Origin of the sequence: Reinekea sp., from assembly GCF_046710285.1 — a bacterium.
In the GTDB taxonomy this organism is placed as follows: Bacteria; Pseudomonadota; Gammaproteobacteria; order Pseudomonadales; family Natronospirillaceae; genus Reinekea.
In genome coordinates, this window is record NZ_JBKEGY010000015.1 from 65,378 (window position 1) to 80,735 (window position 15,358).

The window sequence follows — 15,358 nt, forward strand, 5'->3', positions numbered from 1 at the left end:
GAATAATTAATCGTAATAGGGTTTATCGTTGGAACAATTTAGCTTACCTGCCATTTTAGATATAGAAGCATCCGGTTTTGGAAAAGGCAGTTACCCAATAGAAATAGGCGTGATGACTGAGACAGGCAAACAGCATTCTTGGCTGGTGCACCCAGAAGAAGATTGGGTGCACTGGAAAATAGAAGCTGAAAAATTGCACGGTATTCCTCGGTCTCGGTTATTAGAAGAAGGCCTGAGACCCAGTGTTATTGCGGATAAACTAAATGAGATATTTGAAGGGCAAATATTGTACAGTGATGGCTGGGGTTTTGACTCTGGTTGGTTGAGCTTGTTGTACTACGTTGCCGATAGAAAGATGTTTTTTAAGTTAGAAACATTACCTAAAATTCTTTCTGAATATCAGCTTGCGCATTGGGATCAAACAAAAGCCGATATAGAAAGCCAGCGAAAACTGCCCGATCATAGAGCGGGCATTGATGCTTTATTAATTCAAGAAACCTATAAAAAAACCTTTGTTTGCGAACAGTTAGAAAACACTCGCTCTTAGTTAGAGAATGATGATGTGGTTTCTTCAGTTACAGCTGACTCGAATGAGTTGTTGTAAGTTTGCTCTTGTTCTAGCGCTGTTTCAGCGGCTACTGGCTCTGATTCAGGTTCACTACTAGGTGTAGCAATGGCAGGTTGTGAAGTGGGTTGGGCTTCTTCTTGTTCTTTTTTACGCTTATTTTCATCACGTGTAATAGCGCGATCATTCATTGTCCAAGTAACAGATTTTTCATCATAGTCGGCCATTCCGTTACTTTTCGCTGCTTTTTTTGACAGTGATTCGTTAAATTCATCCGCCTCCTTTGCAAGTTGCTTACGCTCTGTTGTTTCTAAAGCTTCTACCATTGAGTAAATTGCAGCAGAAAGAGCATCTGCGGCAACACGATCAGAGGTTCGTCCGAACCGCTTAGAGATTATCTCTAGCATGGCAATATCTGAGCTGTTAAGGCGAATGCTTAAGTCGGCAAAGGTCACTTCGCTTTCTTTGCGCAAAGCTTCTTCTTCGTAAAAGTTCTTTATTAATTCTTGTGCTCGATTTGTCATGAAAACCTCATATTATTGGTCAGGTTGCGTTACTATATTGGAAATTATTGTACTGTATTTGGAGTCGAGTGTGACTACTCAATCTGTAATTGAATCAAAACTAACTGTGTTAAATCCTGAGTTTTTGGAAGTGCTCAATGAAAGCCATAAGCATTCTGTGCCCAAAAATAGCGAAACTCACTTTAAAGTCACTATTGTCAGTGACCAGTTTGAAGGAGCTCGCGCAGTAAAGCGCCATCAAATCATATACGGCATTCTCACAGAAGAGTTACAACCCGGTAAAGTTCACGCCCTAGCAATACATGCCTACACCCCGACGGAATGGCAGGGCGAATCACCAAATTCTCCGAACTGTATGGGCGGCGGGGATTGATAAAGAAAGCTGTAAGCTGCCAGCTTCAAGCTGCAAGTAAGTTCAAAAGATAAAGGCGAGGGAGATCTAGTCTTTTTTGCCTTTACTTGCAGCTTGCAGCTATAGACTTGCAGCTTATTTTGAAGGTACATTCATCAATAAATACAAGTCTGTCAAAATATCCGGTATCTCGTCGAACATTTGTTTTAACAGGGCTTTTTGTTTGTAAAACTGTATAAAGTCGGGCTCGTCTACAAAAAAGCCTGATGCGACTTCTATTGGTAGCATTAGAACTGACATTTGCTCTTCATCGCTATGCTGCCATTGCTCTGGTAACTCAAAGACCACTTCCATAAAGCCTTGGCACCATGCTTCCATGTCCGATTCTTCATGGTCAATAGTGGGCTCGAACGTTAAAGAAATGGAATCGTCGGAATATAATTCTTCTAGAATAAGTCCGTGAAGTTCAACGCAGGTATTTGCGAAATAAGTGGCTTCCGGTTCCGGCAACTCTGTTAATGGTTGGTCAATTGCCGTAGCCAGCCAAGTATCCGTTAGAGGCTCAGAACAAATGGCTAGGGCGGTTAAATAGCCGTGCAAGCCATGAATATCGAAACAGTCTTCGTTTCGCTGTTCGTTTTCTAGCCAGTCTGCGAGTTGATCTACATCTATTTCTGACATTAGGGGTACGTCCAATGAAGTTTTAGGTAATTATACGCGCAAATTCTTCAAATCACGAAAAGGAAATGCGAAACACACTTTTATTCTACGGCTACGGTCGCTACAATCACTCTAGTTCTGCCTCCCCGTAGCTCAACTGGATAGAGCACCTGCCTCCTAAGCGGGCGATCGGGGTTCGAGTCCCTGCGGGGAGGCCATAAACTATTATAGAGGTGTCCATGTCTCATACTTTAGCCATTATTGGTGGCACTGGTTTAACACAGTTAACTGGGTTGACCATATCAAACGCACACGATGTTCAAACGCCTTTTGGTTCGCCATCGGCGCCTGTTTTAGAAGGGGAATTGGGCGGAATGCGCGTACTGTTTATTGCACGCCATGGTCACCCACATCGTATTCCCCCGCATTTGGTGAATTACCGAGCTAACTTGTGGGCACTACAAAATTTATACGCAACAGACATTATTGCCGTGAATGCTGTGGGCGGTATTACGCGTAACATGAAGCCAGGTACATTAGTGTTGCCTAAGCAGATTATTGATTATACCTATGGTCGTGATGAGACTATTTTTGATGGCGAGTTTGCTCCGGTATCAAACGTAGACTTTAGTTATCCATACACTGAAACGTTGCGTGAACTTATTTTAAAGTCAGCAAGTAAAGTTGGTGAGAAAATTCTTAATGGCGGTGTTTATGGCGTCACGCAAGGGCCTCGTTTAGAAACGGCAGCAGAAATTTTCCGAATGGAAAATGATGGTTGCGATATAGTTGGTATGACTGGAATGCCCGAAGCGTCTTTAGCGCGTGAGTTTAAATTGAATTACGCAAGTTTGTCTCTGGTCGTAAATCAGGCCTCTGGTAAAGGATCAGGTGCAATTACAATCAGAGAAATTGATGAAAATTTAGCCATGGGTATTCAAAAAGTGCGAACCATATTAGGTCAGTTTGTTAGCGATTATTACGATAGTTAGCGAACTGAGCAGCGGGTTTATTTAAAAACCCGCTGATTTACCATTGATTAGAAAGACAAGTTATAGTCTACAAACACTCCATAGCCACTCACGTTGGCTTGGTTGGTTTCATTTCCGAACACGGCTCTTAATGCCAGCCCTTTAAGGACGGTATCTTCTCCGAAGGCATAGCTTGCATCAACGAGCGTCTCTGTAAAGGCTTTATCGCCTGTTAATTGATAAGTAAATGGCGTTTTCGTTATATCAGCTATCTTACTGTCTAACATAACAGCGCTTAAGCTCAAGCCTGGTACTTTAAACATGGCGCCATCTAAAGATGCTGCGTATGTCATAGTTGATTGGCCGGCCATGTCGTAGCTATTCAACAGTGCTTTATCAACAAGGTTTTCAACACCCGCGCCGCTATCTTTGTCAGCCTTGTTGTAAGATGCCGCAAGGGTGAGCCCATTGAGTTTCAGAGCCAGCATAATTTCATACTGAGTCGTCTCAAGGCTGGTGTCCGCATCTACTGTTTTTGTTGCATAGTCCACTTGCGCAATTAATAGGTAGTCCATTAATCGTTCTTGTGAAATATTTAAACCTAACATGCTTAACGGTATGCCAGAAGCCGCACTGTAGGAATCGGTGTTTTCAATATCAGTCATATACTCGCGGGTGGCGCTGGCTTTACCGAAGTTAGAGCTGTAATCAAGTGCTATAGTTTCTTTTTTGGTGTCCAGTTCTGTTAAATCGCTTTCTGTTTTTCCTGCACTGGCTGTTACGGCATCATAAGACAGGCTCCAGTCTTTGAAGTGGGCGCTGGCACCATAACCTTCATCGGTACTGTCCATCAGGTAATCTGTTTCATCGGCGTCACTGTAGCGGCCATAATTTGCTTTAACGTATAGATCTTCATTGCCATATTTTAACTTGATGCGAGCAGTACTTAACCGTGTATAGCTATCGTCGTCTTGACTGGCAATAATTAACTTTTCAGATTCATCTTCTTTGAAATGCTTGAGCGCAGCCTGGTAGCCAAGATCAAAGCCAACAATATCATAAAGATAGCCTGACTCCATTTGAACCCAAATAGAGCTACCTGCCTGGTCTAACTTACCTGCTTTTTCGACAGTTTCTTTAAGATTTGCGTTTATGCCAGCATTGACTGCAGAGAGTTGCCCTGAACCGATAATATTGCCGGCTGCTGTAGCAACATCAGTACCGAAGGTATAGTCACCTGAGCTGAGCAAAATAGTCGCTGCTGTTCCAGCATCATATTGTTTTTCATACTTAACATCATTCGGATTCATTTTAATTAGCGCCGAACGTACTTTTAGATCAATCGTTGTCTCTTCTATAAATGTATCAAATTCAGAAGCAAAAGCGATACTTGTTGTTGCAAGGGCGATTGATAAGGCGAGTTGTTTTTTCAATTTTGTACTCCAGTATTATTGTTGTTATATATTTTTATTGTGTCGTCATCTTTAGGCATTTGAAGTTAAGTTCAACAACAGATCCATTCTTTATTGTTTTATTCGAAATTAGATGAACCTATCGACCATATCGCCTTTTATTTCAATGAGATACAAAGCGAAAGTTATGTGTGCCTAAAATTCATAAATTCCATCAAAAATAGAAGTACTATTGACGCTTTTGCGCGACTATTTGGCGGGTGAATGTTTATTTCATTGGCATTAAGACTGATGGTGTAGGGTTTGAATTATACGAGAAGGGGGAAAGTGTGGAGTGCTTAAGCAGTGAGTAACTATATCTGAGTAATTAGCTCACTGCATTTCTGCTATTGAAGGTCGATAGGTGTTATCAATACGATCATTCCAAACCGTGGGTTGTCAAAGTAATGAATCTCTTTACTGCGCATACGTCGACTTTCAGAAAGTAGGGCAGCTCGTGTTGAAATAAAGAAATCGTCTGACTTTCGGCTGACGCGATTATTTAGCAACGAGTCTGCATTGATGAGTGATAAGCCACCATAGGCATCCATCGTTTCAGAGGCAGTTGTAGCCGAACTTGTTTCTGAAAAAAAGCTAAATGGGTCTTGGCTTTTTTCATATTCAATAAAGCTTAGCTGGGTATTCAAGTGCAGGTAGCGTTCAACGTATAGATCGATATAGCCTTGTAGTTCTGCCTGTCGACCATACTTTTCACCACCATCGAGTCTAATCGGAATAACGGTGTCACGCCCAGGTACTGGCTGGTTCCATGCTTCATGAAATAAAACACGATGGTTACGGCTACGCTCTAACGTATTTCTTTGCCCTGTTAATTGACGTTCAAATTCCGATAAGGCGACAAAGGCCTCCAAGTTTGTTTCTTCTTGCTCAATATTGATAGCGCTTTGTTCCAATTCAGCGGTTTCTTCTTCAGTAGGCGTAAGCGCAGAATTAGCCGTGAGTAATTCGGTGACACCTTTAATCTGAATAAATTGATCAGGTGTCGGTAGGCTTGAAAAACTTGGCCATGCTTCAGGCGAATCAGTTTCAACCTCAGCATTAGTGAAAGCAATGATTTCAACTTGGAACCAACGCTCAGGTTGCACTTCTTCCTGGTCAGCTGCAAAGAGCCCAGAAGAGCACAAAGCCATAATCAATAAAGTGGTAAATGATGATCTAAACATAGTAATTTCAATTCTTTAGTTAAGTAGTTTCAGTAATTTTTCAATTGCTTCGAAACGTTGATCTGTGGTTTTAGTTTCAATCTCGAACTTTAATTTGGTGCCTTTTACTAAGCTATAAATGTGCGGCTGCGCTTGTACAAGTTGCACGATTTTAATCGGATCGACCGATGTTTTACGACCAAAATCAATACTGCCACCCTTGTCATTCATTTCGAGCCGGATTGCGCCTATCTGCTCAATAGTTAATCGCAATAGGGTTTGGCGACACAAATTTTTAACCGGCTCTGGCAAAAGTCCGAATCTATCAATCAATTCTACCTGCAAATCACGCATATTGGCATCATCTTGAATGGTAGCGATGCGCTTATACATGGATAAACGAGTGTTAATATCACCCATGTAGTCGGCTGGAATCAAGGCAGGAATTCGTAAGTTAATATCTGGGCCTTGATTTTCGATGTCATCGAGTGAAATTTCTTCACCATTGCGTAAAGCGCGAACCGCTTTGTTTAATAAATCCATATAAAGCGAAAATCCGATACCTTCGATATGGCCGCTTTGCTCTTCACCGAGGAGCTCACCCGCGCCACGAATTTCTAAGTCATGGGTAGCTAAAGTAAAGCCGGCACCTAAATGTTGAGATTCTGCGATGGCTTCTAAACGTTTTTGGGCATCTTTAGTAATGGTTTTCCAGGGAGGTGTCAGTAAATAGGCATACGCTTGGTGATGCGACCGACCGACACGCCCGCGCAATTGATGAAGCTGAGCTAAGCCGAACTTATCGGCTCGCTCAATAATGATCGTATTGGCGCTAGGAACATCAATCCCTGTCTCAATAATGGTCGTACACAATAAGACATTGAAGCGTTTGTGGTAAAAGTCACTCATAATGCGTTCAAGTTGGCGCTCTGGCATTTGACCGTGCGCAACAACAACTCGAGCTTCTGGTATTAATTCAGTTAAATATTGTTGAGTTTTCTCAATGGTACTGACTTCGTTGTGCAAAAAGTACACCTGACCTCCACGCAGTATTTCACGTAAAATGGCCTCTTTTGTTAAGGCATCTTCCTTTTCACGCACAAAGGTTTTAACAGATAGGCGTTTAGCAGGCGGAGTAGCGATAATGCTTAGATCACGTACTCCTGCCATCGACATATTCATAGTTCTTGGGATAGGCGTAGCTGTCAAAGCCAGGATATCTACGTTTGCTCGCAGGGCTTTGATGGTTTCTTTTTGCGACACGCCAAAACGATGTTCTTCATCGACAATGAGCAGGCCTAGGTCTTTAAACTTAACTGATTTTTGTAGTAGTTTATGCGTACCTATTACAATATCAACATTCCCGCTTTCAAGGCCTTCAATGGTAGATTTTGCCTCTTTAGAGCTATTAAAGCGGCTGAGTACCTCAATACGGAAAGGCCAATCAGCAAAGCGATCTTGAAAGCTTTCAAAGTGCTGCTGAGCCAATAGGGTCGTAGGGACAAGAATGGCAACTTGTTTACCGTTGTTGGCTGCTATGAAGGCAGCGCGCATGGCCACTTCCGTTTTACCAAAACCGACATCACCACAAACGAGACGATCCATGGGCCTTTTTTGGCGCATATCTTTCGTCACGGCATCAATAGTGATGCTTTGATCTTCAGTTTCTTCAAAACCAAAGCCACTGGCAAACTGGATATATTCAGTTTCGTCGATACTAAAGCCGTAACCCTTTTGAGCTTCGCGTCGAGCATAAATATCGAGCAATTCAGCCGCTGTATCACGAATTTTCTCGGCCGCTTTGCGTTTGGTTTTAACCCAGCGATCATTGCCGAGTTTATGCATTGGTGCGTAGTCAACATCGGCGCCTGAATAGCGGCTGATCAGATGCAAGCTAGAGACCGGTACATATAAGTTACTGCCTTGAGCATACTCTAGTTTTAAAAACTCTTGCGTTTGGCCATCAATCTCTAAAATTTCGAGCCCTAAATAGTGGCCTATACCATGGTCTAGGTGGACTACAGGGGTGCCAATGCTTAATTCGGTAAGGCTTTTTACAACTTGTTCACTATCGCTTTGTTCGGTTGATGTTCCTGGCTTACGGCGACGGCGTTGTGCTACATATTCGCCAAAAAGTTGTGATTCACTGATTAAGGTGATTTTAGCATCGTTTAGCGTCATGCCTGTGGAGAGTGGGGCGGTTGTAAGTCCGATGCGAATATCGTCTTGCTCTAAAAACGAATAAATATTCGGGCAGTCTTTGGGTGCAATTCGGATTCGTGACAGTAACTCTCGCAGTGCTTCTCTTCGACCGGCCGTTTCAGCGCAGAACAAAATTCGATGGTCAGTTTCTTGCAGAAAACACTCTAACTTATTGAGTGGTTCCGTTGAGCGATGGTCAATAGGGTAGACCGAAGGTTTTTCGGTGCTTTGATTGAAAGCACCGCTTTCTTCAAATGATGTGCTGGATAAAATTATCCGCGGAAAGCCTTTAATGTTCTTGAATAGTTGCTCTTGTGGGATAAACAACTCACTGGGCGTCAAAATCGGGTTAAATACATCATGACGACGGTTTTCATAGCGATTGTTGATTTCCTGCCAATACTGCTCGACAGTTTCATTGAGTTTTTGCGCAGTAACAATTAAAGAGTTTCGAGGTAAGTAGTCGAAAAAACTAGCGGTTTCGGAGTAAAACAGGGGCAAGTAATACTCTACGCCAGGGCTGGCGATGCCTTGGCTGACGTCTTGATACATTGCAGATTTAGTGAAGTCACTGTCAAAACGCTCCCGAAAAGCTTGCCTGAACTGATTAATCCCTGCTTCTGTCAAGGGTACTTCGCGACCCGGTAGCAAGCGGATATCGCTAGTATGCTCTGCGGTACGTTGAGTTTCAGGGTCAAACCAGCGCATGGACTCAATTTCATCATCGAATAATTCGATGCGAACCGGAAATTCACAGCCCATTGGGAAAACATCGAGTAATGCGCCACGAACTGCAAATTCACCGTGTTCAAAAACGGTATCACTGGCGCGATAGCCTGATGCTTGTAACTGCAATCGTTGCTGATCTATATTGAGCGTTTGACCCACTTTCCAATGAAAATAATTGCCTTGTATAGCCTGAACCGGAGGTAGACGGTGGGTAACGTTGGCTACGGTAGCCAGTACAATTGTGTTGGTTTGTTCGGCAAGCGTCGTAAGCACGGCTAGGCGATCAGAAATAATATCCTCATGTGGTGAGAAACCGTCATAAGGCAGAATCTCCCAATCGGGGAATGTTTGGATGGTCCAGTCATTACTTTTTCTTAGGCAGGCTAAATCAGAAGCCAATGCCTCAAGCTCGGAAGGGGAGTTTACTAAGCAAAAAACTGTCCCTTTGTGCTGTTCAATTAGGTTCGCGAGCAAGAGCGCTTGGCTGCTTCCAGCGAGTTGACCTATTTTTTTGGTATCGTTTGCTTTAGTGGGTAGCTTGTAAGTAAAGAATGTCATGAGAAAAAGGAAAGAGTGCCTGGCAAATTAAGTTCGCGATGCTAGCTAAAAAGTCGAGGTTTCGCGAGTTTTCATTGAATATTTGTGAAATTTAACTAGCCGACTACACTAAAGCGGTACTAAAACTTTAACTCAAATCTGTTTTTTCACGGTATGGCTAAAATCCGCTCTGGCCTTATATGGCGCGGAACTTTATACTATCGCTCGATTTTTTGGGAGGTGTTCGAGCCTATGTCGAAAGGCGTTTGCTTTGGATTACCTGAAAACAATTTGACAACGAAGCGGTCGGGTTGGTTGTTTTTCAATCAATGATCTCGCGAAGTCAACGGATACTATAATTATGATAACCATCAAAAAAGGTTTAGATCTTCCGATTTCCGGCGTACCCCGCCAGGAGATTGCAGAAGGTCGGCCCGTTAGCACGGTGGCTCTGATCGGATACGACTATCATGGCATGAAGCCTACGATGTTGGTTCGTGAAGGCGACCTAGTCAAAAAAGGCCAGCCAGTTTTTTCCGATAAGAAAAACGAAGGCGTTATCTATACTGCTCCAGCATCTGGTGTGGTAAAAGAAATTAATCGTGGTAATCGACGTGTATTTCAATCAGTAGTTATTGAAGTGCAGGGCGATGACAGTGTTGAGTTTAAAAAATACTCAAAACAAGATCTCGCTACGATCAGTGCAGCAGATATTCGCAGCCAGTTAGTAGAGTCTGGCGTGTGGACAGCATTTCGCACGAGACCTTATTCTAAAGCGCCTGCAATAGACAGTGAGCCAACCGCTATATTCGTTCAGGCAATGGATACCAATCCGTTGGCAGCAAACCCTGAAGTAATTATTGCTGAGCAAGCTGAATCTTTTACCTTAGGTTTAAGCTTGTTAACTAAGCTAACTGCCGGCAAGGTTTTTCTTTGTAAAGCACCTAATGCCTCTATACCTAGTATTGAGGGTGTTCAGGTAGAAGAGTTCGCAGGTGTGCACCCAGCTGGAAACCCTGGTACTCATATTCATTATTTATCGCCAGTCTCAGCAACGAAAACAGTTTGGACCGTGGGTTACCAAGATGTAATCGCAATAGCCAACTTGTTTTTGAACGGTGAAATTGATGTGGATCGCGTTATTTCTTTAGCGGGCCCACAAGTTAAAGAGCCGCGTTTAGTGCGAACACGCCTCGGAGCAGATTTACAGCCTATTGCTGATAACGAACTTAAAGACGGTGAAAATCGGCTGATATCGGGTTCAGTATTCGGTGGCCGTACTGGGCAAGGTCCGCTTGCGTATCTTGGTCGATTCCATACTCAATTAAGTGTTTTAGCTGAAGACTTTAGTCGCCCAATGATTCACTTTTTGAGATTAGGTTTTAACAACCACTCGGTAAAACGAACATTTATTTCCAGTTTGTTTAAAAACAAATTGTTCGATTTCACAACCACCACGAATGGTTCAGAGCGTGGCATGTTGCCAATCGGTCAGTTCGAAAAAGTGATGCCGTTAGATATTTTAGCGACACAGTTGCTACGAGCAATCGTAACCGGCGACCTCGAAGGGGCTGAGCAGTTAGGCGCCCTAGAGTTAGACGAAGACGATTTGGCGCTTTGCACATATGTTTGTGCGGGCAAATATGAATACGGCCCGATTCTTCGGGATGTTCTTACTAAAATAGAGCTGGAGGGTTAAATATGGGTCTTCGGGCTTTTTTAGATAAAATCGAACCTCAGTTTCACAAAGGCGGCAGATATGCACCTTTGTATCCGTTATTCGAAGCCATTGATACCGCATTGTACAAGGTCGCTTCTGTAACTCATTCTTCTTCGCATGTGCGAGACGGAATGGATTTGAAACGTATGATGATTATGGTGTGGTTGTTTGTTTTCCCGGCCATGATCTGGGGCATGTGGAACTTAGGTTTCCAAGCAAACACCGCTGTCGCGACTGGCACAGGCGTCCTTGCAGATACCTGGCATGAGTGGATTATCGCATTGGTCGCAGGGAATAACCCAGCGAGCCTGTGGGATAACTTAGTGTTTGGTGCCGTTTACTTTTTACCTATTTATATCGTCACCTTTGGTGTTGGTATTTTTTGGGAAATAGTGTTTGCCTCGGTCCGTGGTCACGAAGTTAACGAAGGTTTTTTCGTAACCTCTATTTTGTTTGCCTTGATTTGTCCTCCGACAATCCCGTTATGGGCTGTTGCTCTAGGAATTTCGTTTGGTGTCGTTATTGGCAAAGAAATTTTTGGTGGAACTGGTAAAAACTTCTTAAACCCGGCATTAACAGGACGAGCATTTTTGTATTTTGCCTACCCAGCATCTATGTCCGGTGATGCAGTATGGACCGCAGTAGATGGCTTCTCTGGCGCTACAGCGTTAAGCGTGGCTTTCTCTGATGGTCTAGTGGACAACATGTTAGGAAGCCTAACCTGGATGGAAGCATTCTTAGGTTTCCAGCAAGGTTCAGTGGGTGAAGTATCTACATTAATGATCTTCTTAGGTGGTTTGGTGTTAATGGTTATGGGCATCGTTCAATGGCGAATCGTACTTGGCGTTATGATTGGCCTTATCGCGACCACAATGCTGACTAACTTTGTTGGCTCTGAGACCAACCCAATGTTTGCATTGCCTTGGTACTGGCACTTGGTTATTGGTGGTTTTGCCTTCGGTATGGTGTTTATGGCTACCGACCCAGTCTCGGCCTCAATGACAAATACCGGTAAAATTTGGTTTGGTGTGTTGGTTGGTTTAATGACCATTATGATTCGAGTAGTGAATCCTGCATTCCCAGAAGGCATTATGCTGGCAATTTTGTTTGCCAATATTTTTGCTCCAACGATCGATTATTTTGTTGTTCAACGGAACATCAAACGGAGGTTGGCTCGTGGCTAAGAATAAAGATTCTATACAGTATATCTTTACCGTAGCGTTCGCAGTTTGCTTGGTGTGTGCGATTATCGTCGCAACATCAGCAGTTGTATTACGTCCACTGCAAGTTAAGAACAAAGAAATTGACCTTAAACGCAATATTCTTTCTGCTGCAGGCCTTTTAGTAGAAGGTAAAACAGTTGAAGAGCAATTCACCCAAATAGAAACTCGTTTGGTGAATATTGAAACAGGCCAATACTCCACTGAATTTGATGTAGATTTATTTGACCCTGTTAAAGCGGCTTCAGATGCATCTATTACTAAAGCACTCAGTACAAAGGAAGACCCTGCGAGCATTAAGCGTCGCGAGTCGTACACAGAAGTTTATATTGTGCGTGATAGTTCAGGGAACTTAGATACGGTTATTTTACCGGTTCGTGGTTATGGATTGTGGTCAACACTTTGGGGCTTTATTGCACTTGAAGAAGACCTAAACACCGTAGTAGGTCTAGGGTTCTATTCTCATACTGAAACCCCAGGTTTAGGTGGAGAAGTTGATAACCCTAAGTGGATAGCACAGTGGCCTGGCAAAAAAGTATATAACCAAGGTGAACCGGTTATTGCTCTTAAGAAAGGTTCTGTTAATTCTGAAAATGCCTTTGAAGCAGATCACCTTATCGATGGTCTAAGTGGTGCAACCTTAACGAGTAAGGGTGTAACAAACTTGGTTCAATATTGGTTAGGGGATGATGGATTCAAGCCATTCCTAGATAACTTAAAAGCAGGGGGCGCTTAAAATGTCAGATACTAAAAAAATCTTGCTTTCGCCAATTTTTGAGAACAACCCAATTGCGCTACAAATTTTGGGCATTTGTTCTGCATTAGCTGTTACTACAAGCTTGCAAGTAACTTTGGTTATGTGTATTGCTTTAACGGCGGTTACTGCCTGTTCTAACTTTTTCATCTCTTTAATTCGAAATTTTATTCCTTCGAATATTCGAATTATTGTTCAGATGACAATTATTGCTTCTCTTGTGATCGTCGTTGATCAAATATTAAAAGCTTATGCTTACGATATTTCAAAACAGCTATCAGTATTCGTTGGTCTAATTATCACTAACTGTATTGTCATGGGGCGTGCTGAAGCATTTGCTATGTCTAACCCCCCTGGGCCAAGTTTCATGGATGGTATCGGTAATGGTTTAGGCTACAGCGTTGTGTTGATCTTCATTGCTGTTATTCGTGAAGTATTGGGCGCCGGTAAATTGTTGGGCTTTACCATTTTACCTTTGGTTAACGAAGGTGGTTGGTATATTCCTAACGGTCTATTGCTCTTACCGCCAAGTGCCTTCTTTATTATTGCGGGTTTTATTTGGTGGCTACGGTTGTACCAAAAAGATCAAGTAGAAGCAGAAGATTATAAAATTGCCAAAAACGTTAACAAGGAGGCTCACTAATGGAAGGCTTAATTAGTTTATTTATACGTGCCGTCTTTGTTGAAAACATGGCATTGGCATTCTTCTTAGGGATGTGTACGTTTTTAGCAATCTCTAAAAAGGTTTCTGCAGCTATTGGTTTGGGTATCGCAGTTATTGTAGTGCAAGCCATTACCGTACCGGTAAACAATCTGCTTTTCGTGTACGTATTGCGTGAGGGTGCTCTAGCTTGGGCTGGTTTCCCAGAAGCGAATTTAAGTTTCCTAGGCTACCTAAGCTATATTGGAGTCATTGCTGCGATTGTACAGATACTTGAGATGGTACTTGATCGCTATTTTCCGGCGTTATATAACGCCCTAGGTGTATTCTTGCCGTTAATTACAGTGAACTGCGCCATTTTAGGTGCATCGCTTTTCATGGTCGAGCGAGACTATAACTTCAGTGAGAGTGTCGTTTACGGCGTAGGTGCGGGTGTTGGCTGGGCGTTAGCCATCGTCGCCTTAGCCGGAATTCGTGAGAAGTTAAAGTATAGCGATGTTCCAGACGGATTGCGTGGCTTAGGAATTACCTTTGCAACGGTTGGTTTAATGTCATTAGGCTTTATGTCTTTTTCTGGCGTTTCGCTGTAATACACCAAAGGGATTCAATTTATGACAACTGAAATAATTTTAGGCGTTGTACTCTTTACCATTATTGTTTTGGCGTTGGTGGCAATTATCTTGTCAGCTCGCTCAAAACTGGTAAACAGTGGTGATGTCACTATCAATATTAACGACGATGATGAGAAAAAAATTACCGTAGCTGCGGGCGGCAAGTTGTTGCAAACGCTGTCGGCAAATGGTGTATTTTTATCATCAGCGTGCGGTGGTGGTGGTACCTGCGCTCAGTGTAAATGTATCGTTTTAGAAGGTGGTGGTGAAGCATTGCCAACTGAAGTACCGAACTTTACCAAAGGTGAGTTGCGTGAAGGCTGGCGTTTGTCGTGTCAAGTTGCTGTTAAACAAGACATGAGAATTGAAGTTGAACCAGAGTTCTTTGGTGTTAAAAAATGGACATGTACGGTTGAGTCAAACCCTAACGTGGCTACATTTATTAAAGAATTAACACTGAAGCTACCTGAAGGTGAAAACGTTGATTTCCGTGCAGGCGGTTATGTTCAATTAGAATGTCCACCACATGAAGTTCACTACAAAGACTTCGATATCGATAAAGAATATCATCCAGATTGGGATAAGTTTAATATTTGGCAATATACGTCAAAAGTAACTGAGCCTACTGTGCGTGCATATTCAATGGCGAACTACCCTGAAGAAAAAGGTATTGTTAAGTTTAATATTCGTGTTGCTTCACCGCCTCCAGGTACGGATCACCCGCCTGGCATTATGAGTTCGTATGTCTTTAACTTAAAGCCGGGCGATACAATTGATGTTTATGGCCCATTTGGTGAGTTCTTCGCTAAAGACACCGATGCAGAAATGGTTTTCGTTGGCGGTGGTGCAGGTATGGCTCCGATGCGCTCACATATTTTTGATCAATTAAAACGATTAAACAGTAAGCGCAAGATAAGCTTTTGGTATGGTGCTCGTTCAATGCGCGAAGCGTTCTATCAAGAAGAATACGATATGCTTGCCTCAGAAAACGATAACTTCGTTTGGCATTTAGCGCTATCCGACCCAATGCCTGAAGATAACTGGGAGGGTTATACCGGTTTTATTCACAATGTACTTTATGAAAATTACTTGAAAGATCATGAAGCACCTGAGGATTGTGAGTATTACATGTGTGGTCCTCCAATGATGAACGCCGCTGTCATTAAAATGTTAGAAGACTTAGGCGTTGAGAAAGACAACATCTTACTTGATGACTTTGGTGGCTAGTTCATAACAGC

Annotated in this window: 14 protein-coding genes and 1 tRNA gene; 10 read left to right on the forward strand and 5 right to left on the reverse strand. The window is 42.8% G+C overall.

Annotation, left to right across the window (positions count from 1 at the left end):
• Positions 1-28: 28 nt before the first annotated feature.
• Positions 29-547, forward strand: coding sequence for a hypothetical protein (locus ACI882_RS11680; RefSeq protein WP_411746506.1), 519 nt, complete (start codon positions 29-31; stop codon positions 545-547).
• Here ACI882_RS11680 and ACI882_RS11685 read toward each other — a convergent pair.
• Positions 544-1,089, reverse strand: a complete 546-nt coding sequence (locus ACI882_RS11685) for a hypothetical protein (protein ID WP_411746505.1) — start codon at positions 1,087-1,089, stop codon at positions 544-546. The genes ACI882_RS11680 and ACI882_RS11685 overlap by 4 nt on opposite strands.
• 70 nt (positions 1,090-1,159) lie before the next feature.
• Between ACI882_RS11685 and ACI882_RS11690 the strand changes: the two genes are divergently transcribed.
• The gene (locus ACI882_RS11690; RefSeq protein WP_411746504.1) at positions 1,160-1,462 is read left to right on the forward strand and encodes a BolA family protein; all 303 of its coding nucleotides are present in this window, start codon (positions 1,160-1,162) and stop codon (positions 1,460-1,462) included.
• 114 nt (positions 1,463-1,576) lie between these two features.
• Here ACI882_RS11690 and ACI882_RS11695 read toward each other — a convergent pair whose 3' ends face one another.
• Positions 1,577-2,122 (reverse strand): YecA family protein, encoded by a 546-nt coding sequence (locus ACI882_RS11695; protein ID WP_411746503.1) that lies wholly within the window; start codon positions 2,120-2,122, stop codon positions 1,577-1,579.
• A 121-nt stretch (positions 2,123-2,243) separates the two neighbouring features.
• Between ACI882_RS11695 and ACI882_RS11700 the strand changes: the two genes are divergently transcribed.
• Both ACI882_RS11700 and ACI882_RS11705 read left to right on the forward strand, forming a co-directional pair.
• Positions 2,244-2,319 (forward strand) — tRNA-Arg (locus ACI882_RS11700).
• 21 nt (positions 2,320-2,340) lie between these two features.
• A complete protein-coding gene (locus ACI882_RS11705) occupies positions 2,341-3,093 on the forward strand; it encodes an S-methyl-5'-thioinosine phosphorylase (protein ID WP_411746502.1) in 753 nt (250 codons plus the stop codon).
• Positions 3,094-3,140: 47 nt separating this feature from the next.
• Here ACI882_RS11705 and ACI882_RS11710 read toward each other — a convergent pair whose 3' ends face one another.
• From ACI882_RS11710 to mfd, 3 genes are all read right to left on the reverse strand, one after another.
• The gene (locus ACI882_RS11710; protein ID WP_411746501.1) at positions 3,141-4,505 is read right to left on the reverse strand and encodes a hypothetical protein; all 1,365 of its coding nucleotides are present in this window, start codon (positions 4,503-4,505) and stop codon (positions 3,141-3,143) included.
• A gap of 365 nt (positions 4,506-4,870) precedes the next feature.
• A complete protein-coding gene (locus ACI882_RS11715) occupies positions 4,871-5,707 on the reverse strand; it encodes a CsiV family protein (protein WP_411746500.1) in 837 nt (278 codons plus the stop codon).
• A 15-nt stretch (positions 5,708-5,722) separates the two neighbouring features.
• On the reverse strand, positions 5,723-9,175 hold the full coding sequence (mfd, locus tag ACI882_RS11720; RefSeq protein ID WP_411745603.1) for a transcription-repair coupling factor: 3,453 nt from the start codon (positions 9,173-9,175) through the stop codon (positions 5,723-5,725).
• 340 nt (positions 9,176-9,515) lie between these two features.
• Between mfd and ACI882_RS11725 the strand changes: the two genes are divergently transcribed.
• The 6 genes from ACI882_RS11725 to nqrF are packed head-to-tail and all read left to right on the forward strand — an operon-like array spanning position 9,516 to position 15,347.
• On the forward strand, positions 9,516-10,853 hold the full coding sequence (locus tag ACI882_RS11725) for a Na(+)-translocating NADH-quinone reductase subunit A (RefSeq protein ID WP_411745602.1): 1,338 nt from the start codon (positions 9,516-9,518) through the stop codon (positions 10,851-10,853).
• 2 nt (positions 10,854-10,855) lie between these two features.
• Positions 10,856-12,058 carry an NADH:ubiquinone reductase (Na(+)-transporting) subunit B gene (locus ACI882_RS11730; protein ID WP_411745601.1) on the forward strand — a complete coding sequence of 401 codons (1,203 nt, stop codon included), beginning with the start codon at positions 10,856-10,858 and terminating at the stop codon, positions 12,056-12,058.
• On the forward strand, positions 12,051-12,830 hold the full coding sequence (locus tag ACI882_RS11735) for a Na(+)-translocating NADH-quinone reductase subunit C (protein WP_411746499.1): 780 nt from the start codon (positions 12,051-12,053) through the stop codon (positions 12,828-12,830). Before ACI882_RS11730 ends, ACI882_RS11735 begins: the two co-directional genes overlap by 8 nt.
• A 1-nt stretch (position 12,831) precedes the next feature.
• Entirely contained in the window at positions 12,832-13,491 is a 660-nt protein-coding gene (locus ACI882_RS11740; protein ID WP_411746498.1) for an NADH:ubiquinone reductase (Na(+)-transporting) subunit D, read from the forward strand.
• Positions 13,491-14,099 (forward strand): NADH:ubiquinone reductase (Na(+)-transporting) subunit E, encoded by a 609-nt coding sequence (gene nqrE, locus ACI882_RS11745; protein ID WP_411748499.1) that lies wholly within the window; start codon positions 13,491-13,493, stop codon positions 14,097-14,099. Before ACI882_RS11740 ends, nqrE begins: the two co-directional genes overlap by 1 nt.
• A 21-nt stretch (positions 14,100-14,120) precedes the next feature.
• Complete coding sequence (nqrF, locus tag ACI882_RS11750; protein ID WP_411744842.1) at positions 14,121-15,347, forward strand: NADH:ubiquinone reductase (Na(+)-transporting) subunit F; 1,227 nt, start codon at positions 14,121-14,123, stop codon at positions 15,345-15,347.
• Positions 15,348-15,358 lie beyond the last annotated feature (11 nt).

Coding starts and splice junctions, on each gene's coding strand:
- nqrF (WP_411744842.1), top strand. CDS start 14,121: ATGACAACTGAAATAATTTTAGGCGTTGTACTCTTTACCATTATTGTT.
- nqrE (WP_411748499.1), top strand. CDS start 13,491: ATGGAAGGCTTAATTAGTTTATTTATACGTGCCGTCTTTGTTGAAAAC.
- ACI882_RS11695 (WP_411746503.1), bottom strand. CDS start 2,122: ATGTCAGAAATAGATGTAGATCAACTCGCAGACTGGCTAGAAAACGAA.
- ACI882_RS11725 (WP_411745602.1), top strand. CDS start 9,516: ATGATAACCATCAAAAAAGGTTTAGATCTTCCGATTTCCGGCGTACCC.
- ACI882_RS11705 (WP_411746502.1), top strand. CDS start 2,341: ATGTCTCATACTTTAGCCATTATTGGTGGCACTGGTTTAACACAGTTA.
- ACI882_RS11685 (WP_411746505.1), bottom strand. CDS start 1,089: ATGACAAATCGAGCACAAGAATTAATAAAGAACTTTTACGAAGAAGAA.
- ACI882_RS11740 (WP_411746498.1), top strand. CDS start 12,832: ATGTCAGATACTAAAAAAATCTTGCTTTCGCCAATTTTTGAGAACAAC.
- mfd (WP_411745603.1), bottom strand. CDS start 9,175: ATGACATTCTTTACTTACAAGCTACCCACTAAAGCAAACGATACCAAA.
- ACI882_RS11715 (WP_411746500.1), bottom strand. CDS start 5,707: ATGTTTAGATCATCATTTACCACTTTATTGATTATGGCTTTGTGCTCT.
- ACI882_RS11730 (WP_411745601.1), top strand. CDS start 10,856: ATGGGTCTTCGGGCTTTTTTAGATAAAATCGAACCTCAGTTTCACAAA.